Origin of the sequence: Pusillimonas sp. NJUB218, from assembly GCF_003788685.1 — a bacterium.
GTDB lineage: Bacteria > Pseudomonadota > Gammaproteobacteria > Burkholderiales > Burkholderiaceae_B > Neopusillimonas.
On sequence record NZ_NQMK01000010.1, the window covers coordinates 217,052 to 240,040 of the forward strand.

General features: G+C 53.5%; 25 protein-coding genes and 1 pseudogene. 12 read left to right on the forward strand and 14 right to left on the reverse strand.

What is annotated here, in order from left to right:
* Positions 1 to 22 precede the first annotated feature (22 nt).
* Entirely contained in the window at positions 23 to 862 is an 840-nt protein-coding gene (locus CHR62_RS13665) for a DMT family transporter (protein WP_123661291.1), read from the reverse strand.
* Positions 859 to 1,524 carry a cupin domain-containing protein gene (locus tag CHR62_RS13670; protein WP_093970350.1) on the reverse strand — a complete coding sequence of 222 codons (666 nt, stop codon included), beginning with the start codon at positions 1,522 to 1,524 and terminating at the stop codon, positions 859 to 861. The genes CHR62_RS13665 and CHR62_RS13670 overlap by 4 nt, the downstream gene beginning before the upstream one ends.
* Positions 1,525 to 1,807: 283 nt before the next feature.
* Between CHR62_RS13670 and CHR62_RS13675 the strand changes: the two genes are divergently transcribed.
* The 3 genes from CHR62_RS13675 to rsuA are packed head-to-tail and all read left to right on the forward strand — an operon-like array spanning position 1,808 to position 5,049.
* On the forward strand, positions 1,808 to 3,451 hold the full coding sequence (locus CHR62_RS13675; RefSeq protein ID WP_093970352.1) for a diguanylate cyclase domain-containing protein: 1,644 nt from the start codon (positions 1,808 to 1,810) through the stop codon (positions 3,449 to 3,451).
* A 53-nt stretch (positions 3,452 to 3,504) separates the two neighbouring features.
* Positions 3,505 to 4,344, forward strand: coding sequence for an SAM-dependent methyltransferase (locus CHR62_RS13680; RefSeq protein WP_123661292.1), 840 nt, complete (start codon positions 3,505 to 3,507; stop codon positions 4,342 to 4,344).
* Positions 4,345 to 4,353: 9 nt separating this feature from the next.
* Complete coding sequence (gene rsuA, locus CHR62_RS13685) at positions 4,354 to 5,049, forward strand: 16S rRNA pseudouridine(516) synthase RsuA (RefSeq protein ID WP_093970354.1); 696 nt, start codon at positions 4,354 to 4,356, stop codon at positions 5,047 to 5,049.
* Here the strand turns inward: rsuA and CHR62_RS13690 are convergent.
* The gene (locus tag CHR62_RS13690) at positions 5,046 to 5,507 is read right to left on the reverse strand and encodes a GNAT family N-acetyltransferase (RefSeq protein WP_233575009.1); all 462 of its coding nucleotides are present in this window, start codon (positions 5,505 to 5,507) and stop codon (positions 5,046 to 5,048) included. The genes rsuA and CHR62_RS13690 overlap by 4 nt on opposite strands.
* Positions 5,508 to 5,568: 61 nt before the next feature.
* Positions 5,569 to 5,766 carry a hypothetical protein gene (locus CHR62_RS13695; protein ID WP_123661293.1) on the reverse strand — a complete coding sequence of 66 codons (198 nt, stop codon included), beginning with the start codon at positions 5,764 to 5,766 and terminating at the stop codon, positions 5,569 to 5,571.
* A gap of 164 nt (positions 5,767 to 5,930) precedes the next feature.
* Here CHR62_RS13695 and CHR62_RS13700 point away from each other — a divergent pair, with 164 nt between their 5' ends.
* The gene (locus tag CHR62_RS13700) at positions 5,931 to 7,583 is read left to right on the forward strand and encodes an FMN-binding glutamate synthase family protein (RefSeq protein WP_123661294.1); all 1,653 of its coding nucleotides are present in this window, start codon (positions 5,931 to 5,933) and stop codon (positions 7,581 to 7,583) included.
* A gap of 219 nt (positions 7,584 to 7,802) precedes the next feature.
* Here the strand turns inward: CHR62_RS13700 and CHR62_RS13705 are convergent, their stop codons facing one another.
* Positions 7,803 to 9,002: an acetate/propionate family kinase gene (locus CHR62_RS13705; RefSeq protein ID WP_123661295.1), complete on the reverse strand. Its 1,200-nt coding sequence runs from the start codon at positions 9,000 to 9,002 to the stop codon at positions 7,803 to 7,805.
* 68 nt (positions 9,003 to 9,070) lie between these two features.
* On the reverse strand, positions 9,071 to 10,501 hold the full coding sequence (locus CHR62_RS13710; RefSeq protein WP_123661296.1) for a bifunctional enoyl-CoA hydratase/phosphate acetyltransferase: 1,431 nt from the start codon (positions 10,499 to 10,501) through the stop codon (positions 9,071 to 9,073).
* A gap of 191 nt (positions 10,502 to 10,692) precedes the next feature.
* On the opposite strand from CHR62_RS13710, the gene CHR62_RS13715 reads away from it, so the two are divergent.
* Entirely contained in the window at positions 10,693 to 11,541 is an 849-nt protein-coding gene (locus CHR62_RS13715) for a 3-hydroxybutyryl-CoA dehydrogenase (RefSeq protein ID WP_123661297.1), read from the forward strand.
* A gap of 76 nt (positions 11,542 to 11,617) precedes the next feature.
* Here the strand turns inward: CHR62_RS13715 and CHR62_RS13720 are convergent, their stop codons facing one another.
* From CHR62_RS13720 to CHR62_RS13730, 3 genes are read right to left on the reverse strand one after another with little or no spacing between them, the layout of a single operon-like run.
* The gene (locus tag CHR62_RS13720) at positions 11,618 to 11,938 is read right to left on the reverse strand and encodes a branched-chain amino acid transporter permease (protein WP_123661298.1); all 321 of its coding nucleotides are present in this window, start codon (positions 11,936 to 11,938) and stop codon (positions 11,618 to 11,620) included.
* Positions 11,931 to 12,620: an AzlC family ABC transporter permease gene (locus CHR62_RS13725; RefSeq protein WP_093970362.1), complete on the reverse strand. Its 690-nt coding sequence runs from the start codon at positions 12,618 to 12,620 to the stop codon at positions 11,931 to 11,933. The genes CHR62_RS13720 and CHR62_RS13725 overlap by 8 nt, the downstream gene beginning before the upstream one ends.
* Positions 12,621 to 12,629: 9 nt before the next feature.
* On the reverse strand, positions 12,630 to 13,172 hold the full coding sequence (locus CHR62_RS13730; RefSeq protein WP_123661299.1) for a YaeQ family protein: 543 nt from the start codon (positions 13,170 to 13,172) through the stop codon (positions 12,630 to 12,632).
* Between the two features lie 138 nt (positions 13,173 to 13,310).
* On the opposite strand from CHR62_RS13730, the gene CHR62_RS13735 reads away from it, so the two are divergent.
* Positions 13,311 to 13,538 carry a TIGR02450 family Trp-rich protein gene (locus tag CHR62_RS13735; protein WP_370318064.1) on the forward strand — a complete coding sequence of 76 codons (228 nt, stop codon included), beginning with the start codon at positions 13,311 to 13,313 and terminating at the stop codon, positions 13,536 to 13,538.
* 44 nt (positions 13,539 to 13,582) lie between these two features.
* On the opposite strand, the gene CHR62_RS13740 is transcribed toward CHR62_RS13735, so the two are convergent.
* A complete protein-coding gene (locus CHR62_RS13740) occupies positions 13,583 to 14,377 on the reverse strand; it encodes an alpha/beta fold hydrolase (protein ID WP_123661300.1) in 795 nt (264 codons plus the stop codon).
* Positions 14,378 to 14,580: 203 nt separating this feature from the next.
* Here CHR62_RS13740 and CHR62_RS13745 point away from each other — a divergent pair, with 203 nt between their 5' ends.
* The 3 genes from CHR62_RS13745 to CHR62_RS13755 all read left to right on the forward strand — a co-directional run bounded on the left by CHR62_RS13745 (position 14,581) and on the right by CHR62_RS13755 (position 16,495).
* On the forward strand, positions 14,581 to 15,516 hold the full coding sequence (locus tag CHR62_RS13745; protein ID WP_199722952.1) for a DMT family transporter: 936 nt from the start codon (positions 14,581 to 14,583) through the stop codon (positions 15,514 to 15,516).
* 76 nt (positions 15,517 to 15,592) lie between these two features.
* On the forward strand, positions 15,593 to 15,793 hold the full coding sequence (locus tag CHR62_RS13750) for a hypothetical protein (RefSeq protein ID WP_093970550.1): 201 nt from the start codon (positions 15,593 to 15,595) through the stop codon (positions 15,791 to 15,793).
* 327 nt (positions 15,794 to 16,120) lie between these two features.
* Positions 16,121 to 16,495, forward strand: coding sequence for an outer membrane protein assembly factor BamE (locus tag CHR62_RS13755; RefSeq protein WP_093970365.1), 375 nt, complete (start codon positions 16,121 to 16,123; stop codon positions 16,493 to 16,495).
* A 126-nt stretch (positions 16,496 to 16,621) separates the two neighbouring features.
* Here CHR62_RS13755 and CHR62_RS13760 read toward each other — a convergent pair whose 3' ends face one another.
* On the reverse strand, positions 16,622 to 17,161 hold the full coding sequence (locus CHR62_RS13760; RefSeq protein WP_093970366.1) for a lipocalin family protein: 540 nt from the start codon (positions 17,159 to 17,161) through the stop codon (positions 16,622 to 16,624).
* A 251-nt stretch (positions 17,162 to 17,412) separates the two neighbouring features.
* On the reverse strand, positions 17,413 to 17,817 hold the full coding sequence (locus CHR62_RS13765; RefSeq protein WP_158214021.1) for a DUF1090 domain-containing protein: 405 nt from the start codon (positions 17,815 to 17,817) through the stop codon (positions 17,413 to 17,415).
* A gap of 202 nt (positions 17,818 to 18,019) precedes the next feature.
* Between CHR62_RS13765 and CHR62_RS13770 the strand changes: the two are divergent.
* A pseudogene (locus CHR62_RS13770) lies at positions 18,020 to 19,624 on the forward strand (Na+/H+ antiporter).
* A 253-nt stretch (positions 19,625 to 19,877) separates the two neighbouring features.
* On the opposite strand, the gene CHR62_RS13775 reads toward CHR62_RS13770, so the two are convergent.
* Together CHR62_RS13775 and CHR62_RS13780 are read right to left on the reverse strand one after the other, a co-directional pair.
* The gene (locus tag CHR62_RS13775; RefSeq protein ID WP_093970369.1) at positions 19,878 to 20,381 is read right to left on the reverse strand and encodes a phage terminase small subunit P27 family; all 504 of its coding nucleotides are present in this window, start codon (positions 20,379 to 20,381) and stop codon (positions 19,878 to 19,880) included.
* Positions 20,382 to 20,475: 94 nt separating this feature from the next.
* Positions 20,476 to 20,847 (reverse strand): HNH endonuclease, encoded by a 372-nt coding sequence (locus tag CHR62_RS13780; RefSeq protein ID WP_093970370.1) that lies wholly within the window; start codon positions 20,845 to 20,847, stop codon positions 20,476 to 20,478.
* A gap of 113 nt (positions 20,848 to 20,960) precedes the next feature.
* Here CHR62_RS13780 and CHR62_RS13785 point away from each other — a divergent pair, with 113 nt between their 5' ends.
* Together CHR62_RS13785 and CHR62_RS13790 are read left to right on the forward strand one after the other, a co-directional pair.
* On the forward strand, positions 20,961 to 21,518 hold the full coding sequence (locus CHR62_RS13785; protein WP_093970371.1) for a hypothetical protein: 558 nt from the start codon (positions 20,961 to 20,963) through the stop codon (positions 21,516 to 21,518).
* Between the two features lie 108 nt (positions 21,519 to 21,626).
* On the forward strand, positions 21,627 to 22,865 hold the full coding sequence (locus tag CHR62_RS13790; protein ID WP_123661301.1) for an ATP-binding protein: 1,239 nt from the start codon (positions 21,627 to 21,629) through the stop codon (positions 22,863 to 22,865).
* Positions 22,866 to 22,989: the final 124 nt, after the last annotated feature.

Sequence of the window (22,989 nt, forward strand, 5' to 3'; positions counted from 1 at the left end):
TAACAAGTGCCTGATATTAGATTCAACCCTTTGTGTTTCTGATCGTCAGACTAACCCAGGCCACTCCCCCTAAAGTAAGCAACGCCGACACAACGCTGTGCAGGCTCATTGTTTCATCGAGCAGTGCCACACCCATCACGGCACTGATAACGGGCACCGATAACTGCACGGCGCCTGCGCCGATCGCCGTCATCCGCACGCGAACCCAATACCAGACGGCATACCCCAACCCCGATGCCACGCACCCAGACAACAAGGCGTACACGACACCCATTGCATCGGTGTTCAATTGTTGCACTTGGGTCAGTACAAGCACGGCGGCTAGAGGCAACGCCCAGATAAAGCTGCTTGTCGTACTGATAATAGGCGCACCTTGCGAGCGCCCCAACAGCGAAAAAACGCCCCACGCCGAGCCGGCCAAAGCCATCAGCACCGCAGCCGACAAGGGAGGTGCCGATGCGGACGGCACCAGGAAAGCGACCAGCCCACCAAACGCGAGTAATAAACCAAGGACGCTGGCGCGTTCGCCTTTATAAAGCCCGTACGAAATCATCAGCAACTGCGCAGACGCGAAAAGAACCAGAGCGCCGGCACCTGTGCTGATGTCGCGATACGCAAAGGAAAACGCGGCCGCATAGATAAAAAGCGTCAGCGCGGACCATCCGCCCGACCGAAACGATGTGGGCTTACTGCCCTGCCATCGCAAAATGACGAACAAGGTCAGTGCCCCCGATGCCAAACGTATAGCCGTAAACGACGCGGGATCGATGTCTGTTGTAGAGAAAGCCGCCCGGGCCAATAAGGAATTGGCCGCAAAGGCCAACATGGCCAGCAAAGTCAATAAACCAACCAGCGGCGTCATGCGGGCTGAACAACCGTGTGCGGCCCGGTTTTTAGATATACCGTCGCACCTTCAGGGCCAGCAATGATGTCGGGGTAGCGCCCCGCCGGCAAACGCAACCAGGCGCTTTCACGATAAGTTTGGGCCCCTTCAGTCAATTCACCTTTCAGCACAAAGGCCTCGGCGCCGTCGACTTGGGCCGGTAGCAGAACCGCACCAGCATCGAGACGAAGCAACCTGACCGATTCGATGTCGTCGGCAAACAGAGGACACTCGGCACGATCCGCGCCCTGCTGCCACGCGTTCGGATCGTTGGTATTGACGCGTACAAAGCTTCGCTCAGTGGGCCGCATTTGCCACAGTTTTACAAAAATAACAGCGCCCTCGAGACTGGAGGGCTGGTGCCTGGAGCCGGGCGGGTTGCGCATATACCAGCCCGCTGGGTAGTGATCGTTGTCTTCTGAGAAAACACCGGACAGCACTAAAACCTCTTCGCCGCCCGGATGACTATGCTGAGGAAAAAAGGAGTTGGGGGCATAACGCACAATGCTGGTCGCACGGGCTTTTTCGGCACCGACTCGGTCAAGCATAATGCGTTCGACCCCGCCTTGCGGGGACGCCACCCACTGTTGCTGCTCTGGCAACACCCACGCACGGCATGAAAAATCTGCGTTTATCAGCATAGACAGCAGATTAGTCGCGTGAAAATTAATTTTTTCATCATGCGTTACCTCGAAATAAGCTGTTCGTGATTCCCGCTAATCATAGGCCGATATTTTCGAAACCTAACCATAGCGCGCAAGTTTACGGGTCATGCAAGACATGCCTACAGAATTCGATTATCGAGGATCAAACCACAATTGACCCAGAAAATTCCAGTACAAACCCTATATACTCCAAGACAAAATATATTATTGTGTTTCATTTTCTGCTAGATTGACGACCTGCAAAAATATAAAGATCACCATGGCCCTTCGTTCAGTGGCTCAAAGCATATTGTTCCGGCTGGTCGTTGTGGGCCTGAGTCTGATACTTATCGGTTCGACGGTACGTTACTTTGCCATATCCGAATTCTTGCGCGACGACATGACCGAGGTCGTTTCCTCGCAGCAAATGTCGTTGGCAACCTATGTGGCCAACGACATCGGTCATAAAATTTTGATGCGCCAGTATCGGCTGCAACAACTGGCCAATACCCTGACCCCGACCAACGTCGAACATGACGCCGATCTGGATCGCGCCTTTGGCCGGTCCGCACCCTTTGAAGCCCTGTTCTCGGCCGGGCTGCTATTAACCACCACTGACGGCCGGGTATTACGCGACACCACGACATTTAAATGGCGCGGCAGGCCTTTATCGCTCGTCCCAGACAAAGTACTTCACGGCGTATCTGAACAGGCCGCCCACATCGGCAAACCACTTGTCATCGCCGGGCAGATCAGCCCCATTTTGCCCATGACGCTGGCCCTGCTCGACCAAGACAGGGTCCCTTGGGGTTACCTGACGGGTTTCACTATTCTGAACAGCCCGGACTTTATGGGCAACCTGATGCAAGCCCGCCTGGGCAGCACGGGCAGCGGCTTTTTGCTCATTTCGCCTGACGACCAAATATTTATCGCGTCCTCCAATCCTAAAAAAGTGCTCACGGCAACACCACCGCCGGGCGTCAACCTTTTGCACGACAAGGCCATGCTCGGCTATCGGGGCACCGGCGTGACCATCAACGCCCACGGCGTCGAAGAAATATCCGCCACGGTATCCGTGCCCAATACCCCTTGGTTCGTCGTGTCGGCCATTGCCACTTCCGAAGCGCTGGACACAGTTGAGCGACTTAAAAGTTACTTGTTACGCAACACGCTTCTGACGGTTTTTTTCTTGTTTGCCTCGTTGGCCGTGGTGGTCCCTTTTACCTTGCGCCCGCTAACGCAAGCCACGCGCCAGGCCGACAAAATGTCCAAAGGGTTGGCACCGCTTGCGCCACTCTCTGGGGCCGGCAAAGGCGAGGTCGGCGTGTTGATCTCTGCCTTCAACCGCTTGCTGCTCAAGCTTCAAGACCAGCAAAATGAATTATCACGCGCAGCGCACCATGACTCGCTCACTGGGCTGCCCAACCGGCGTCTGCTGGCCGAAAACCTTAAAAATGCATTGGCGATGGCGCGCCGTAACCGTGACAGCTTGGGGCTGATCTTTATTGACCTCGATCAATTCAAACCCATCAACGACACGCTGGGTCATGAAGCCGGCGACAAAGTCTTGCAATTGGTAGCGCAACGCCTGACTGGCCTTATTCGCGAAAGCGACATCATCGCCCGGTTGGGTGGCGACGAGTTCGTTATCTTGCTTACTCAATTGGGGGCCGAAGCCCAAGCCAGGCAAGCGATAGAAAACACGGCCAACCAAGTCATCAGCACACTTAAGCAACCTTTCGATGTGGCTGGCACCCATTGCGAGCTGGGCGCGTCGTTGGGCGCAGTGATCGGCGATGGGCAAAACAAAGCCAGTGATCTGATGCGCTGGGCCGACCTGTTGATGTATCAGGCCAAGGCCAAGGGTAAAGGCCAGTACATCGTCAAATCCTCCAAAGAAATGTCAGACACCGGCTTGCTCTAAAATGGCGACGACGCCCCGCTGAGCCGGGCCTTTCGTTTACCTTTCAGACATTCATGGCCGCTTCCCACGACATCCGCCCCGACCAGTCGGTCGAGTTGCTCAAGGCGCTTCACATTTTGACGCGCGACGGCAAAATGAACCAGGACAGCCGACGCAAACTAAAACAGGTCTATCATCTGTTTCAGTTTATCGAGCCCCTTTTGAAAGACGTCAAACAGCACCACGAGACCATCAACCTGGTCGACCACGGTGCAGGCAAGTCGTACTTGGGGTTCATTTTGTATGACTTGTTTTTTAAACAGCTCAACGACACGTCTCACATTTACAGCATTGAAACCCGCGAAGACCTCGTCACCAGCGCAACCGACCTGGCGGCACGACTGGGCTTTGACGGGATGTCGTTTCTAAACCTGTCTGTCGCCGAGTCTATTTCGGCCCGTCAATTACCCGAGCGTGTCGATGTGGTTACCGCACTGCATGCCTGCAATACCGCCACTGACGACGCCATTCGATTCGCCCTCGAAAAAAAATCGCGGCACATTGTGCTGGTGCCCTGCTGCCAAGCCGAGGTCGCCAGTATCTTACGTAAAAATAAAGCGGCCATGCTGTCTTCTGGCGCACTGGCCGAACTGTGGCGCCACCCCATTCATACCCGCGAATTTGGCAGCCATACCACCAACGTACTGCGCTGCCTGCAACTGCAAGCACACGGCTACCAAGTCACCGTCACCGAACTGGTAGGCTGGGAGCATTCCATGAAAAACGAACTGATTGTCGCCAGTTACACCAACCAGCCTCGTCGAAAGCCGGCCGAGCGGCTGACGCAGTTGCTGACTACATTGGGGTTGGAAGAGCTGCACGAGCGTTTTTTTACTTCACCTATTCAACACTAAGAAGCCACCATGCGCCTGGATAAATTCCTTTGCGAAAGCACCGACCTGACCCGATCATTGGCGCGACGCGTCTTATCGTCCGGTGAGGTTACCGTTAACGGCGAAGTGGTCGACAAAGGCACTTACATTGTTAAAGAGAGTGATGTTGTTGAATGGGAAGGCGAGACGCTATCGCCTGTCGGGTTGCGTTACCTGATGCTGAACAAACCGGCTGGGTACGAATGCGTATTAAAGAACAGCCAGTACCCTTCGGTCATGGATCTGATCGACGTCGAAAAGCGCGATCGCCTGCATACTGTCGGACGCCTGGACGTCGATACAACCGGGTTAATTCTGATCACCGACGACGGGCAATGGACACACCGGATTATTTCGCCCAAGCACCAATGCGACAAGGTTTACCTGGCCACATTGGCCGAACCCCTGAGCGACGATGCCGAGCGACGCTTTGCAGAAGGCATCTTGCTTGATGGCGAAACCAAACCGACGCTGCCGGCTCAGGTCGAGCGCGTCAGCCCCACCCTGGCCCGGCTCACGATCCAGGAAGGCAAATACCACCAGGTTAAACGTATGTTTGCAGCCCTGGGCAACTTAGTTACTGCATTACACCGCGAACGCATTGGCCCGCTGGCACTCGATGCCGACCTAGCCGAAGGGGAGTCGCGGTTTTTAAGCGCCGAAGAAGTAAAGGCCTTGGCGCCCTAAGTGGTTTTTTGTAGGTCGCAGCGCATAAAGACATGGGTAATGCCCGCTTCCTGATACGGGGCGCCCTGCGGCTTAAAACCTAGACGTTCGTAGAATGCCTGAGCGTGACACTGTGCCGATAGTTCGACACTGGCATGACCACGCTCATGTGCAGCACTCATCAGTGCGCGCATCATGCGCTCCCCAATTCCATGCCCACGCAGCGGCTTTAAAACTGCAATACGGCCGATATGACCATCTGGCAGCAGCCTTCCCGTGCCAATGGCACGTCCATGGGTATCCTGCACCACCACATGAAGCGACACCGCATCGAAGGCATCGATTTCAAGAGATTCAGGAACGCTTTGCTCGATGACAAAAACAGTGTGACGCACCTCGCGAGCAAGCGTACTAAGGTCGGTCCATGTCCCCATTTTCAGCGTCAGGGACGCTTCCGGGGCTTCAATGACTATATCCAAGATTGAAAGACTTCAAAATAAAGGGACAAGCGCTCCATTGAGCAGACGGGACCTGACCGCGTTACTCACGGCTGTCATCATCGTCTGACTCATCATCGGGGCGGCGTTCTGAACCGCCGGGTTCGGGCCTAAACTGCGCGGCCTGCCCAGGCGCAGGCTGCAAACTGTCGGTCGTGTCGTCCGCAAACCCAGACAGTATAAAAAAAGCGCTACGACGTCGCTGATGGATTTGACGCATATGCAAGGGGTAACATTTCATAGGTAGCCTTTGCCCGAAATGAATCGCCTATCATCGTGCCACGTTTAACCGGCAATGACCAGCCTGGGTTAAGCTGAACCTATCCTCTTCAGTCCAGGTGCCCGCAACTGGCTCATGAAACAGCGCAGGCTGGTTTGGACTCAACGGAAACACAGGAATTATTTATGCCTCATTTGCTCACCCGTCATACCGTGTTTTATCTGGTCATTCTCGGCACGTTGATATTCAGTCTGCTGGCGCTGATGCATAACCAGGCGTGGTGGGTAGCGGCAGTCATATGCCTATGGCTAAGCCTGCTGGGCATCTACGACTTGAATCAAACCCGGCATGCCATTCGGCGCAATTATCCGGTTATCGGCAACTTGCGCTATTTCTTTGAATTCATTAGACCTGAAATCCGGCAATATTTTATTGAGAGTGACAAAGACGAACTGCCTTTCTCACGCGCTGAACGTTCGCTGGTGTATCAACGCGCCAAGCACGATATCGACAAGCGCCCCTTCGGTACGCAAAACGATGTTTACGGCAACAACTACGAGTGGATCAACCACTCAATGAACCCGGTTCATATCGACAACAGTAACTTTCGCGTCACCGTAGGCGGCCCAGACTGCAGCAAACCGTATAGCCTTTCAGCCTTCAATATTTCAGCGATGAGCTTCGGCGCTCTGTCGGGCAATGCCATACGCGCGCTCAACAAAGGCGCTCAGATGGGGCAATTCGCTCACGATACCGGCGAAGGAGGCATCAGTCTTTATCATCTCGAATACGGCGGAGATCTGATCTGGAATATCGGATCAGGCTACTTTGGTTGCCGCGATGCAGCAGGCAACTTTTCCGAAGAGGAATTCGTCAAACGCGCCACCCATGACAATGTCAAAATGATAGAGATCAAGCTGTCACAGGGGGCCAAGCCCGGTCATGGCGGTATGTTGCCTGGGGCCAAGGTCACTGCCGAAATCGCGCGTGCCCGGGGCGTACCTGTGGGGCAAGACTGCAATTCACCGGCTCGTCACAGCGCCTTCGACACGCCCACCGAGTTACTTGCATTCATTGCCCGACTGCGCCGCCTGTCGGGTGGCAAGCCCGTCGGGTTCAAACTATGCATTGGTCACCCCTGGGAATGGTTCGGCATCGCCAAGGCCATGCTCAAAACCGGCATCACGCCGGACTTCATTGTCGTCGACGGCGCCGAGGGTGGCACCGGGGCGGCGCCCATTGAATTTGTTGATCATGTCGGCACGCCGCTGCGCGAAGGCCTTCGCCTGGTTCACAACACCTTGGTCGGCATCGGGCTGCGCGACCGCATCAAACTGGGTGCTTCCGGAAAGATCATCAGCGCCTTCGATATGGCCCGCATTATGGCGCTGGGCGCCGACTGGTGTAACAGCGCTCGAGGCTTTATGTTTGCCGTCGGCTGCATTCAAGCCCAGGCGTGCCACACGGGCGCCTGCCCCACCGGGGTCGCAACGCAAGACCCAAAACGTCAAAAGGCCCTGGTCGTTGAAGACAAGTCGGTCCGCGTACAACAATTTCACGACAACACATTAAAGGCACTGGCCGAATTGCTCGGTGCGGCGGGGCTGCGCCACCCTACCGAACTGCGTCCTCACCACATCGCGCGCCGGATCTCCAGCAGTGAAGTCAAGGTTTTGTCGGCTTTGTTTCCCGACCTGGAGCCGGGAGAGATTCTCGAGGGCAAATTCCGCCAGACTATTTTTCGAGTCGCATGGCCCATGGCCCGGGAAGACTCGTTTGACCCGGCCTACAGCCTGAGTGCAGCCCTGTCTGGCAATACGGCCAACACCATTGATTGACAACACCCGCTAGCACGTCGACGCATGTCAGCATGCAGTTACATAAATCAGTAGTAATACTAGGTTGAAGCCACGTAATGACCGCAGTAAAGTGAACTCACTGCCCTCAGGGGGCAGCTTAGCCACTCTCCGAAGCGGCTCTTGAATGCACCTGTTCTATCAGGTGTCACTGCCATCGTGGCAGTAAGGCCCCGCCAGAAGGCGGGGCCTTTGCATTAGTTAGCTCAGCAAGCTTTCAGCTAGCAACAAAGCCGCCTCTGAAGCCGCGACCCGCCCCTCGTCAGTGGCTATTACCCAAACCTCAACCGAACTGTTTGCGGTATGAATTGCGCAGGCCTGGCTACCGCTGGCTTCTTGGTTAAGCGTAAGGTCAATATCAATGCCAAGCCACGCCAATCGCCCACAGACATCGGCGCGCAACGTGGCGTCGTTCTCGCCAATCCCGCCGCTAAACGCCAATACATCAAGACCACCCAAACACGCCGTAAGTCCACCCGCCTCGCGCACTATCCGATACGTAAACTGCTTTAGGGCCTGCAGCGCATTGGGTGAGCCGTTTGCCCGCAGCGTGCGCACGTCGGCCGATATACCCGATACCCCCAACAAGCCGCTTTGTCGGTACAGCAAGGTTTCAATCTGGGCGTGCGTCCAGCCCTGCTCCATCAAGTACAACAACACCCCGGCATCAAGCGAACCACTGCGAGTGCCCATCATTAAGCCGTCGAGCGCAGAAAACCCCATGGTGGTGGCAATGCTTTGCCCTTGGCGCGTTGCGCACAGGCTGGCCCCATTGCCTAAATGTGCCATGATGACACGCGCATTGGCGTGGGCCGATTGCCGCTGCAGCACCGACATAATGTACTGGTACGACAGCCCATGAAAGCCATAGCGACGCACCCCTTGATCTAAAAGCTTGCGGGGTAAGGCAAAGGCATAATCGACTTCGGGCAATGTGGCATGAAAGGCGGTATCGAAACAAGCCACCTGCGGCACTGTCGGAAACGCCTTTCGGAAACGACGGATGCCTTCAATGTTATGCGGCTGATGCAAAGGCGCCAGCGAATTGAACGAGGCCAACCTGGCCAAAATATCGTCGGTCACCAACACACTCTGGGTAAACTGCCCACCACCATGCACCACCCGATGGGCAACGGCCTCGATTGACGCGGCCTCTGCCAAACCTGACAACAGCTGACGCAAGCGTTCCAGAGCCGCCTCGAAGGGGCCGATACCCGCGGGTACGGCCAGCGGCACTTGCTCATTTTTGCCTCGATACTTCCACCGCATGCTGGGGCAGCCATCGGGCTCGAGCCCCTCGATGCAGCCCGACAACACAAAAGGCTGCACCTGACCGTCATGCAGCGGATGCAAAGAAAACTTCAACGACGACGAACCTGCATTGACCGCGAGAATGGCCATAACCCACCTTAAAGAAGCACACACTTAACCCGGTTGGTACGCAAGCACAACCAGGCGTATAAACCCGTTCAGCCAAGCTTCCAGGCATTTTCGGCCTGACGCCGCTTTATGTCGCGCGCCGCCAGTACAGCCAACACGGCGGAAGCGACCCGCGCCATCGGCCCATCGGCCCGACTGGTCAGTGCGATGGGTACACGTGCCCCGAGCACCAACCCAGACCCGCTCGCCCCCGCCAGATATTCAAGCTGCTTGGCCACCATGTTGCCGCTTTCCAGGTCGGGAACGGCCAGAATATCGGCCTGCCCCGCGACCTCTGATGCAATGCCCTTGATACGCACCGCGTCTGGCGAAATGGCGTTATCAAAAGCCAGTGGCCCGTCAAGGCGACCGCCTTTGATTTGCCCTCGATCGCTCATTTTGCACAAGGCAGCCGCGTCGATGGTTGACGGAATAGCGGGCGTGACGGTCTCGACGGCCGACAAAATCGCGACGCGCGGCTTATCTACCCCAAGCACTCGGGCAAAATCGATGGCATTCTGGATGATGTCGGCCTTTTCAAGCAGCGTAGGACGAATATTGATCGCCGCATCGGTGATCAGCAATGGCTTGGGGTACAACGGCACGTCGAAACGAAACACATGCGACAACCTACGCCCCGTGCGCAAGGCGGGCTCAGACAACACCGCCTTAAGCAGCTCGTCCGTGTGGAGACTGCCTTTCATCAAGATATCGACGTCTTGACGAGCGGCCATTGCTGCGGCTTTTTCGGCGGCGGCATGGCTATGTTCGACGGACACGATGTCAACACCCGACACATCGAGCCCTGCCTCTTGGGCGACACGCCTTATACGGCCCTCAGGGCCGATAAGCACAGGCACAATCAAGGCATGGCGCGCCGCGTCAAGCGCACCGCTTAACGACTCACTATCGCACGGGTGCACAACGGCGCAACGCACGGGTTCCCCCCCTTTCACCCGCGCCAGCAAATCATTCAGCCGAGCTTCAGGGTCAAAAAGCTGAATATGGGGTGCGCTGACGCGAGGAACGCGCACCTTCTGATCAGGCGCCAACAAGCGTGCAGTCCCTTTCAGCACAGCGTCTCCGGTCTGATTGGTAACCAGGCAATCCATGACGACGTGCCTTTTAGGGTCGACCTTTTCAAGCACCGTGGCCACGACGGTCAGCGTATCGCCAACACGCACTGGCTTGATGAATTTAAGGTCTTGCCCAAGGTAAATCGTGCCAGCACCCGGAAAATGCGTGCCAAACAGCGCTGAAATCATCGCAGCGCCCAACATGCCGTGGGCAACGACCCCATGAAACATCGACGCGTTCGCATAGTCGGCATTCAGGTGCGCAGGGTTGATATCACCAGACACGGCGGCAAACGCCTGAATATCTTCGGTGGTAACGGTACGTACCAAACGTGCGCTCTGCCCGACCTTAAGCTCGTCGAAGGTGACGTTTTCCATCCATTCAGAATCAGTATCGCGGTGCATAGGCAGACAGGCTCTTACAAAAAGTTGATCAGCAATATAAACGCCACCATACCGAAATCAACGGCTGATTGTAAGAACCCCGCGTGACAAACTGATTGACAAACCTCAAGCCGGCAAACCAATCTGCCGCAGCCATCGCCGGTCGTTTATACTGCAGCGCAGCATCAAAACATGCACAAGGAGATACTGACATGACGATTTCAACGGTAGGCATCATTGGTGCCGGCACAATGGGTAACGGCATCGCACAGGCGTGTGCCGTATCCGGTATTAATGTAGTAATGGTCGACATTTCTGACGCAGCCGTCGAAAAAGGTCTGGCTACCATTACAGGCAGTCTCGACCGCCTGATCAAAAAAGAAAAAATTACCGAAGCCGACAAAGCTGCGGCATTGGCGCGTATCAAAGGATCAACGCGCTACGAAGACCTGAAACCGGCGCAAATGGTCATTGAAGCAGCCACCGAAAACTACGAGCTGAAAGTCAAGATTTTGAAGCAGCTCGACGAGATGCTGGAAAGCGACGTCATCATCGCCACCAACACATCGTCCATTTCCATTACCCAATTGGCCGCCGTCACTCAACGCGCCGACAAATTCATTGGCATGCACTTCTTCAACCCCGTGCCCATGATGACACTGGTTGAGCTGATTTTAGGCCTGCAAACAGCCGACACGACACACGCCCGGGTTAAAGACCTGGCCGAGCGCCTGGGTAAAACGCCGATCACCGTCAAGAACGCCCCCGGTTTTGTAGTTAACCGTATCCTCATCCCGATGATCAACGAGGCGTTTTTCGTACTGGCCGAAGGCCTGGCGTCTCCGGAAGACATTGACGCCGGCATGAAGCTGGGCTGCAACCACCCCATTGGGCCTCTGGCGCTAGCCGACATGGTCGGCCTGGACGTTTGCCTGGCGGTTATGGAGGTTTACCTGAAAGAGTTTGGCGACAGCAAGTATCGCCCGTGCCAGCTGCTGCGCGAAATGGTTGCCGCCGGGCGCCTGGGCCGTAAAACTGGCCATGGTGTGTATACCTACTAAAGACAGTAAGTTTGCCGGGGTCGTTAAGGCCATGACTCCGGCAAATTATTGGGCCCTTACCGCAGGCAACTTTTGATTAAAGGTTGCGCATCAATAAGTAAGCGGCTGTGCCCATCACAATGCTTAGCAATGTGTTGCGGGTCCGCCACTGCAGCACAATCACCAAAAGTACGGCAATACCTTCTTGCCAGATGCCGGCGGGGTTTTCGCGGGCGGCGCCCACCATAGTATGCAGCAACAGCAGCGTCATCACAGACAAGGGCAGTGTGGCCCCCAGTTTATGTACCAAACCCTGACGACGTAACCAGCGGCCGGCTACAAAAGGCAAGGCTCGCAAGGCAAAAGTCACACCGGCCATAACAGCAATCACTGCCCATACATAATCTGTATCAGACATTGCGCTCCTCCGCCCTGCTTGGCGCCGGCTTAACCAACACACCAGCCAGCACGCTTAAACCAATGGCAATCACCAGCGCCTGCCCCGGCGCAAGCACATACGCCACGCCATAACCCAGCACCGCCACCCAAATAGGCCAGACCACGCGCTTTGCGCGCCATTGCTCTACCGCCAGCACAGCGAACAAGGCCGCCAGGACAAAATCAAGACCGGACAAATCAAGCTGCACCACGGCGCCCGCCCAAACCCCTAACGCCGTGCCGCCAACCCACCAACATTGGTTCAAGGCAGACAACAACACCATTTTTTGCCCACGCAATTGTTCGGGCAGCGCCGTCAGCACGGCATACGTTTCGTCGGTCAGTGCAAACATGCTGTACCAACGCCGCCAGCCCGCCAAAGGCACCGCCTTAAGCAAAGAAATGCCGTAGAACACATGACGCAAATTGACGACCAGCGTGGCCAGCGCAATGGCCCCCACCGGCAGCCCAGCCGCCAGCATAGGCACCATCATGAATTGTGCTGCTCCCGCATAAACAAACACGCTGGCAGCAATGGCAAGCCACGGGCTCCCTCCGGCTTCAACAAACAAAAAGCCAAAGACAATGCCCAACGGTATATAGCCCATCGCAACAGGCGTGGTCAGTTCGGCCAGGGTTGGCGCAGTTTGACGTGCAGACATAAACGCTAATTAGCCGTTCAGGCGTTGAAGATGTACCGTGGCCTCACCCGCGTCGGAGGACACCCATAAGGTGTCATCTTGAATATTGATGTTAAGCGTCATTTTTCGCTCGGCCAAGGCAGCCAGGGCCTGGGTACCGTCTACATCAAACATAAAAGCGCGCACTTTCGGGTTACGGGCCAGTTTATTTTGCACCCCCTGCCACCACAGGGTCGCGTTACGGCCATAAGCCATAAGCACCACCGCCTCAGAACGGCCACACGCCTTGAGCACACGACGCTCGTCGGGTAGCCCGGCTTCAACCCACAACTCAATAGCGCCAGTAAGATCAAGACGCCACAAATCGGGCTCATCGGCTTCCGACAAACCTCGCGTAAACGCCAGCGTATCGGCACCGTCGGCGTACAAGGCGTAGGCCAACAGCCGCACCATCATACGTTCATCCGTTTCCGACGGGTGCCGCGCCAGCGTTACCGCATGGCTGGCATAATACCCGCGGTCATTGTCGGCAATATTAAGGTCGGCTTTATAAACAGTGGCACGCAACGCCATGATGCAACTCGAAAAAACAACGGGCGCCCAGTGTATCGCAAGGCAGCCGTCAATGCCCTTGAGCACGATGCGCAAGGCCTTACGTTTTGGTCACGATACGGCGATTAAAATAGCGAATCGGCCCACCTCAAAGAGATCGTGACCTTGAACCCGCTTCACCCTAAAAAACTACTGCTTACCAAATGGACTGCGGTCAAACCCATCGCCAAAAACAAGCATTTTTTGGTGATTAAAGTCGTTGAGCCCGACCCGCCGGAAACGGCAATAACGTGGGTTGAAATTGAAGCGGTGTACTCAAAAGCCGTAAAAACCATCGCGTGGCGAGACTTGAAAGATACAACTCAATGGCGTCAGGGTTGGGTGTAGCCGCGCAGAAAACAAGACAAACAACCCATTAAAAAATACGGCCCTTAAACACTTTCTATAAAGTTCAAAACGGTGTCCGCAAAAATGTCGGGGCACTCAAAAGGCACCAAGTGCCCGCTTTGCAACTCAACATAGCGCGCCCCAGTAATGGCTTCGGCCAGATCCTGGGCGTGCGCCTTGGGCACCATAAAATCATTGGCACAGCCGATAACCAACGTTCGCGCCCGTATCTGCCCAAGATACTCCCGAACGTCCAGGCGTCGGTCTAAATCAATTTGGCGGGAAATGCCGTCCCAGCGGTTTGACGTGCATATTGCGTCGATCCAACTCTGAATATCGCCGGGCGCCATAGCGTTCAGAAACTGCGGCGAAAACCCGGTAAGCAAAATGACCTTGGCAAATGCGCGCGGGTCGTCTTGTATGAGTTGCAACCAGAGGTCGGACTGCATACCCAACCGGCTTTGCCCCCCATATGCAAACCCCGCTACCAGAACAAGAGAGCGAACATGCTGCGGGTACTGCGCAGCAATATAAATTGCAACCGCAGCCCCCAGCGAATACCCCACCAGATCGAACTTGCCTAGTTGGGCCGCACCAACCCCTGACATGACCTGCTCTGCCAGTGCTTCTACCTGCAATACGCCGCCATGGTCCTGCGTCTTTCCCGACCCAGCGTAGTCAACCCTCACAACCTGTCGACGTGCGGTAAAACGCCCCATGAGATGATCCCAATTGCTGTGCAGATCGCCGCCTGTTCCCGAAATCAACACCAAGCCTTCGCCCTGGCCATCGACCTGATAAGAAATATTGGCCTGAGCAAGCCGCACCATCGCTGTCATTCTGTTAACGCCTGTCAATTGTTTGCCATGCCCGCGCCAGTGGCTTGCAGACACAAAAAAGCATCCTTAAATCACCCTTCTGACCGCCCTTCATTCAGGCGTGTATTATCATCTTGAGCACGATCATCGACAATCTTTAACACAGACTGCCGATAATCGTACTGACAACGACGGCCAAACACAGACTCTCAGCGGTGCCTGGCATGTACCCGCGACCAAACCCAAGCACAAACACCCTGCGCCCCATGGAATCAAAGATCAAGACCGTCGTTCCGATATACGTATCACTTGTCTTGATCTGGGCGCTGACGCCGTTATCTATCGTCTGGAGCGTTGCCGAAATCCCCAAGCTCTGGTCGCTAATGTTGCGCTTTTGCCTGGCCGCACCGATCATTGCCCTGGTTCTGGTCGTGATCAGGGTAAAACTGCCCCTTACACGCACCGCCTTGCACAGTTATCTGGCCGGATCATTCAGCCTGATTGTCTCGCAGACATTTACCTACCTGGCCACGGGCTATCTGTCGTCAGGCATGATTGCGCTGATGTTCGGATTTGCGCCGATTGTGGCCGGCTTGATTGCCTACCTGCTCTACCGGCAACGGTTAACGGGCATACAGTGGCTTGGCATGGCGGTGGCCATTATGGGCTTGTACACCAACACCATGGCCGACGAAGAAGCACGCCTCGACACCGTAGGGCTGGTGCTGATGTTCTGCGCCATACTCACCTACGCGATCTCCATTTTCTGGGTGAAGCACATCAATGCGCGCATCCCGCCTATCGCACAGGCATCGGGCTCCATCTTTGTCTCAACCCTCATCTCGTTCTGCTTTCTGCCTTTTATTTGGGCTGAAATGCCCGCGACCATGCCAGGCGCGCGATCAATGATGGCCATCGGCTATCTGGTCATTGCCTCATCGGTATTGGGGATGTTTTGTTACTTCAACCTAATGCAAAAAATTTCGGCCACCACGTTGTCGCTAGCTACCGTATTGACGCCCATGCTGGCCATAGGCTTTGGTATTTTGCTTAACAATGAACCTTTCAAGATCAACATCGTGATTGGCACCGCATTGGTCATTGCCGGACTACTGCTATATTTTTACCGTGACTTGGCCGCCTTACGGACAAAGCAATAGCGACACAAAATTACATGCCATTGTTAGCCGCCGCCGCTGGCGTATGATGGCTCATCAACCCCAACCGGACATCATCATGTCAAATACACACCAAGACACCGACCCCGACGAAGCCGCCCTGATTGAATGGTGCATTCAAGTTGAAGAATTATTCGTTGCAGCGGGTGTGCCCCGCAAAGACGCACAGCAATACATCGAAGACGAAGCCGATTGGCTGACAGACATGTTCTATGACGGCCTGACCCCCGAAGAAGCCGCTAAAGAAGCGCTGGCGTAAGCCCGGACCGCGCTTCCCTTGCACCGCCCCCTAGCAATTACCTGCCCACGTCTTTTGCGACCACCGATCGCAAAAGCGTGGGACTACCGCGCCTTTTGCTATTAAAAACATAGCATTTTATTTGCATCGTCAACACTTGACTTACTAAATCTAACAGACAGATACCAGGAAGAACTTGAATAAATCGACAGCTGAGTTATAAACACATGCGCAAGCACAATAAGACATTAATCGTATTTTTTGATCTTATCTTGCATTAAAACACTACATTTTGTTGACATCTTCTTGAGCCCGATCCTTTCTGTTCATTTCTATATAAGTTGAAACATGTTGAAAAAACTATTCTTATCTATCCTTGTCATGCTTTCGCTTTCAGCCTGCGAAACCATACAAAGCGCTGGAACCGACAAGTACAGCCCAGCCGCGCTTAAAGAAAACCTGAAAGTTGGCGTGACTACACCTGACGAAGTTCGCCGCATTTATGGCGAACCGGACATGCGCAGCGATGACCCTGACGGCCCACGGCACTGGATGTACTCTGTCGACGATACGAAAAACGCTTTGATCGACTCAGCCATAAGCTTTATACCGGTATATGGCGCATCTACAGCCAAGAATGCTGTCACTGAATCGCGCCAACTATTTGTTTACTTTAAACAAAATCGCGTGAGCGATTACGCGCTGAACGCGTCCAAGCGCTGATTACGTCGCGTCAAATACCCGTGCTTGCACGGGAGTAAGGGTTCAAGAATTCCGATATCCCGCTGCTGATGCAGCGGTTTTTTTTATGACGAAGACAAAAGTACCTGTACCGGGTAACTTGCAGTCTTATGAGCCAGTCCGTTTGACCTGCTCGACCGGAAAGCCAAGGGTAGCCGCATAATCTAGCAGCGCATTGACCGCAGCATCATCCGCCTCTTGCGTACGGGAGAGTACCCAGAGGTACTGACGATCGGGCGTACCAACAAGTGAATACTGGTAATCGCCTTGCAATTTGATGATCCAGTAGTCGCCCCAAACCATGGGTAGCCAAGATGTCCAGTCAGGCGCAAACCGAATTTTCAAGATGGCTGAATTGCGAGGGTCAACCGAACCCGACAACTTGCCTATGCCTTGCACTTTTTTTGTACCGCCATCCTTTGCGCGACATTGATTGGTAACGCTGATGGTCTCATCGGGATTAATTTTGTAATCTGCCCGAACATGACTCACGCAATCTTCTTGAAAACGATTGGGCAAGCGCGCCTGCTCGTACCATGTGCCTGCGTACTTATTAAGATCTACATCCGCCTGGGTCGGCAAACTTTGGTTCGACGTGGCGCATCCAGCTAGCATTAAAACCAGCGACATCGCAAAAATTTTCTTCATTGAGAATCTCCTGTTGCGTACCCTAAAAGAATACCTCACCGGAATACGCCTGGCGCGTGTCGATTAAAGCGGTCGCGACTTATCCACACAAACTGTGAATAACCCAATGGATAACCGCATAACAACTGAAAAAGACGTAAGCAGCACACTGAATTAGGTTGGCGTGATCGATTCGGAGTCACGAGTATTCACTGACCCTTATTCAGCTGGAATACGCCTAAAGTGTGTTGCGAAAATTGCGAAGGCCCAGGCTATTTTGAGTTGGCGCCCGTCAGGCTTTTAATGTCCGCGAGCTCTTGTCGCAAGACTTCAAGCTCTTCACGTTCATGAGTCAGCTTGCGCTCGAGCTTTTTAACTTTATCCAGGCGACCTTCTTTCTCTTTCTCGCGCATGTCGTCGAGAATATCGTTTATGTCGTCCTGCTTCTCATCGATCTCCTTTTCCTTTTCGGAGATCAGGCCCGCATCGGTGCAATGAGCTTGAGCTGCAGACATCGCCCGCTCGAGGCCCATAACGCGCCCCTGATTGCCGGCCTCTTTGGCGTACCTTATCTGGGTTTCGATTTCCGCGATTTTCCGAGCACATGCCGGCTCTGATGCCAACGCAGGCCCAGAAAACCCAAGCACCAAAGATAACGTTATCGTAAGTCTTATCATGACAAGTGCGCCTAAAGTAATGTTGTCATAGACCATAACACTTTAAGGCAACTGCGGCCACGCGAGGCATCGAAAATGAAAGCCCGGCTGAAGCATTTGCATCAGTCACCTGAAATGAGCAGATTCTGTAGGCGATTTACATGATACGTTCACCCAAACATTAAAATTCCCGCCCATGACTACGCTAATTCTCATTCTCGTTATGCTGGTTGCCGTGCTTTTGAGCGGGGTGTTGGTTCGTATATTGCCTTTTTCAATTCCACTGCCATTGATGCAAATTGGTTTTGGTTTCTTGATCGCAGCGAACTTTGAGCGTGGCATCGAGCTTGAGCCAGAGGTTTTCTTTTTACTATTTCTTCCACCCCTATTGTTTCTCGATGGTTGGCGCATCCCTAAAAATGGCCTGTTTCAGAACAAAATGGGCGTATTCCAGTTGGCTTTTGGATTGGTTTTTCTGACAGTTTTTTGTCTGGGTTACCTTCTGCATTGGATAATTCCGTCCATGCCGCTGACAGTAGCTTTTGCTCTGGCGGCTATTGTGTCCCCTACGGATCCGGTCGCGGTCAGCGCAATCATGCGGCGAGTCGTTGTGCCTCGAAGGATTATGATCCTGCTGGAAAGCGAGTCATTGTTCAATGATGCCAGCGGTCTGGTTGCATTTCGTTTTGCGGTTGTTGCTACCGTAACGGGCGTCTTTTCTCTGACTTCAGCAGTTACGTCGTTTGTCTGGCTCGCTGTAGCTGGGCTCGCAACGGGCGTCGCTGTCACGTTGTCGGTTAGCTATGTTCGAAGCGTGTTTGTCAGTCGTCACGGCGAGGAGTCCGGATCTGAAGTTCTCTTAAGTCTTTTGTTGCCCTTCATGGCGTATTACCTGGCCGAGCAGATCGGTGCATCGGGCATTCTGTCTGCCGTGGCTGCAGGGGTAACAATGAGTTATTCGGAAATGTCGGGGCGAGCATTAGCCCAGACACGCGTTCATCGACATGTCGTCTGAAGTTCTATTCAATTCATTCTGACAGGGCTGATGTTCGTTTTACTGGGTGAGCAGTTACCAGGCATTATGCAAGGTGCTGCCCAGGTATTAAAACAAGTAGGGCATCACCATTGGGTCTGGCTGGCTGTTTACCCCATAGTGACGTGTCTGGCGCTTATTGCGATACGGTTTTCCTGGATCTTTATCACCGCACAAGTCGGACGTTTCGTGCGGCCAAAACGTGATGAAAATATCCGGGATATGGATTTGCGAATGATGGCCGTCTTGTCGCTTGCGGGGGTGCGCGGCACGATCACGTTAGCCGGTGTGATGACATTGCCCCTGGTTGTTCAAGATGGGACGGCATTTCCCGCCCGTGACCTTGCGATTTTTCTGGCAGCAATGGTCATTATTTTTTCATTGATTATTGCCAGTGTGGCTTTGCCTTTTTTACTGCGCAATGTTGCTGCATCAGACGAAGCCAATGAGGCAGAACAGTTGGCTTTGCTTAAAGAGGCAGCCCGTGAAGCCGCTATCAAAAGCGTGGGCCAAACCTTGGCAAGACATGCACAGGCAGATTCAGCTCTGGTCGAAATTTACACGTCGGTGGCTGGCCGTATGATGGATGAGTTGAAAGGGCCACTTGAGGTTAATGAGGCGGCCGGGCTTAATGGATCGGCCGCACGTGCCGAGGTCGAACGCGAAATCCGTTTATATGCCCTGCGTGCATCGCGCCAGGCAATTTACGATCTGGCACGACGTGGACTGATCTCGGACGAACTCGCACGTGAGGAGGTGCGGCGTCTTGATTTTTACGAGGTTCGGCTAAGTTGATTCGTGACCTTAGGTGCGACCTGCGGCATTAACCGTCAACCACAATCGGTCGGCTCCAAACCGTTAGATTCCCCGCTTGTTTACACCGTTAGATTCCCCGCTTGTTTACATCAGGCGGCGTCGCCAAAGCTATTCGTCGACAATCGAACATGAAGGCGAGGCAACATCACCCGAGTTACCAATGATCGGCTCAAATCGAGCTCCGTCGGCGGACTGGTTCATGTTGGAAGCATTAACCTCAATTCCAGCAACTTCAGCCAGCAATGGCGATCGCTCGACCACATTGCAGCAACCCAGAAAACGGGTTCTCGTCGCGCTTCTTGGTGGCGCCAGTCAAACGCTGGAGGCTAGACGGATCCAAGCCCAACATGCCACCGTAGGTAGCCATCTGTCTGGCCGCCTCATTCCTAGCCGTTAACGCCGGGTTCTTAACAACGCCACCTTGTGCACCGGGGACAACAATACCGTTCTTAGTGATTTCATCCGAAGCCATCCGGAACTGGTCATAAGCCGCGCAGTAAACCTCAAGGTTCTGAATGTCAGTTGCAGCCAAAACCTTTTCGCGGCACAGCTCGGGGGCACCTGTCGCCCAGAGTTGCGCGCCGTACACGCCCATCCATTCAGGGCATTCAATATTCGTGACCAGATCAAAGTCTGGTTCGTCTTTATTCAGTTTGCGCTTGCCGGGGTTGCCGGCCAGCTGCTTCTTTGCAACCGGCTTAAGCCGACGCCCGGAGCGTCCGGCTACTCCAGCCATTCGGCCTCCGGTCAAATTTCATAATTCGCGGGTGTAAAAATCTGACTAGGCAGCTGGTGTCCAGAGGCTTGCCCCTGCGGTTCCTCGCCCCCCCCTACCCACCCCGCCGCTTCAGCCCCCTGCCAGCCCGCGCTTCAGCTTGAGTCTTCTTGCGATGACAGTCCTCATTGATTGCCCTGAGGTTGGAGTGGTCATCTGTTCCCCCCTGCGACTCGGGGATGATGTGATCCACTTCAGTCGCCACCAATGGAACAAGCCTCTTCTGGCAATCTCTGCACTGGCATAAGTAACCATCGCGCGCCAAGATGTAATCCCTTAGCCGTCGCCATGGCCGACCGCCTCGTCCAGATTTGCCAGGTGTTTTGCGCCATTGCTTGGCTAGCCCGACGTGCTCATTGCAGTAGCCGCTGGCGTTTCGGTGCAGCGCCTTGCAGTGCCTACATGGTCGCTGGGGTCTTTGGGGCATCTTTCATCAGCAAAAACAAAGGAAGGAAGTGGCGCTGTTTTATCTCTCTTTAATATGTCTTACTTCATCACGCGGAATGATAAAAGTGTCATATTAGGAAGGAGAGAAACTGTATGACTAACTACAACGATAGTTTTTTAATTATTTTCGCAACGATCACAACGATCACAACGATCGCAACAACACTCATCACAATCAAGTTGGCTGGCTGGTATAAAAGAACCCGCAGAAAATCGTTCTTAGCCACTCGTCCCGTTAAAGTAAGGAAGACCGAGGAAAGCACACTTCAAGTATGGCAAGTCGTTTACCAACAAGCCTCCGAAACTCTCCGGGAACAAGTAAAAATGCTAGGAAACGTAAACATTGCCGGCGTAGCTGGATCTGTAGCTGTGATTGGCGGAGCGATACCAGAAGCCAACACTCCTTTTGTTATAGCAGCTGTAATTACGTTTACCTTGGGGCTTTTGATATCTCTTATGCCAATCACAGGGCTGGCTGACAAGTTCAAAGAGGACTTGACCGCGGTAATGAAATCAATGACTGACCAAACGGCCGAAAAACTTGAAGTGCGACATGCGTTCGCTCTTGGCAAGAATTTTTACCCCGGGATTCTTTCACTGTCATGCACAGGCTTGGGAATTTCATGCCTAATCATCGCGCTACTCCCATAACAAGCACTTCTAATAGCACAGGACTTACTCTTTTCTCTTGGCAAACGACAAACACCCAACGGCACTCTTTTCTGGCATTTGATATTTCACACCTAGCTGGTACTAATAATGAACATCTTTCTTCACGGTTTAGCGCTTACGAATTACCGAGGCATAGGCCCAATAAGGCAAGAGGCACAAGAATTTACAACAATAAATTTGTTTGTCGGGCCAAATAATTCCGGGAAGTCAGCTTTTTTAGCTTTTATCGCTGAGCAACTAGATTGTTTCTCGCATCAAGCTCTAGGCTCTAGCATAGGGCGAACCCCGAAGAAAATGCTGAAACAAAACGACCCGCACTTGGGTCATAGTCAAGAGTCGGTGCTCTTTGATTTGTACCTACCCAAGAAAAAAATACATGAAGTGATCCGACAAGAGGCGAAAAAGAATAGCAACGAGTATCTTGCATCACCCGAAAATATAAGACTATTCACGGATAATCTTGCGGATGGATCATTCGTCTGGATTCAGTACGGCGCCCATCCCAGAAGGTTTGTGGCAGCTGGGAAAATTACGAACAATCAAAAATATACCGCGCCCGAAATTATCAACGCCACTAGAGCCATTTGGCAGATTTTCAGGCCCTCATACACCGGTGGCACATTTGATCAAAACTGGCTTCCTGAATCGATTGCCCAAGTACTCCAATCAGAATGTCTAAGTCTACCCAGATCAGTCTACATTCCCGCAATTCGACAAATTGGTGCCAAAGGTGAGCAATACGAGGACACATCAGGCAAAGGCTTAATCGATAAACTGGCAGAAATTCAAAATCCGGGGCACTTAGAAAGACATAAACAGGTCGACTTTGATCAGATAAATAACTTTCTGCGCAGCGTCACCGGCGATCCGAGTGCCACGTTAGAAATCCCTCATGATCGAGAGCACATTCTTGTGCATATGAACGACCGCCTTTTGCCGCTTAGTTCCTTGGGAACGGGCATACATGAAATCATCATGCTTGCTGCGTTTTGCACTTTGGCAAAGAATCAAATCGTATGCATAGAAGAGCCCGAAATACATCTTCACCCTACTCTCCAGCGAAAACTCATGCAGTACTTGGCGGCCAAAACTACCAATCAATACTTCATAGCTACCCACTCTGCCGTTTTGATAGACACTCCTGGCGCAGCAACTTTCCACGTTTCTCTTGTTGATGGGCAGACTACTGTGCGCCCAGCATCCACCCCTTCAGAGCGATACCGAATCTGCTCAGACCTCGGTTACCGTGCGTCAGATATCGTTCAGGCAAACTCGATTATTTGGGTAGAAGGTCCGTCAGATAGGATCTACCTAAGGAAGGTCTGAAGAACTCGATTTCAAACATCCAAAAATCGACCTCATGACCAAAGTATTCAAAAATGGTTAAAAACTGCTCAAATCATCGCCACTTTCGGGTTGTTTGCACCCCGATCAGGCCCGTTTTCGGGCC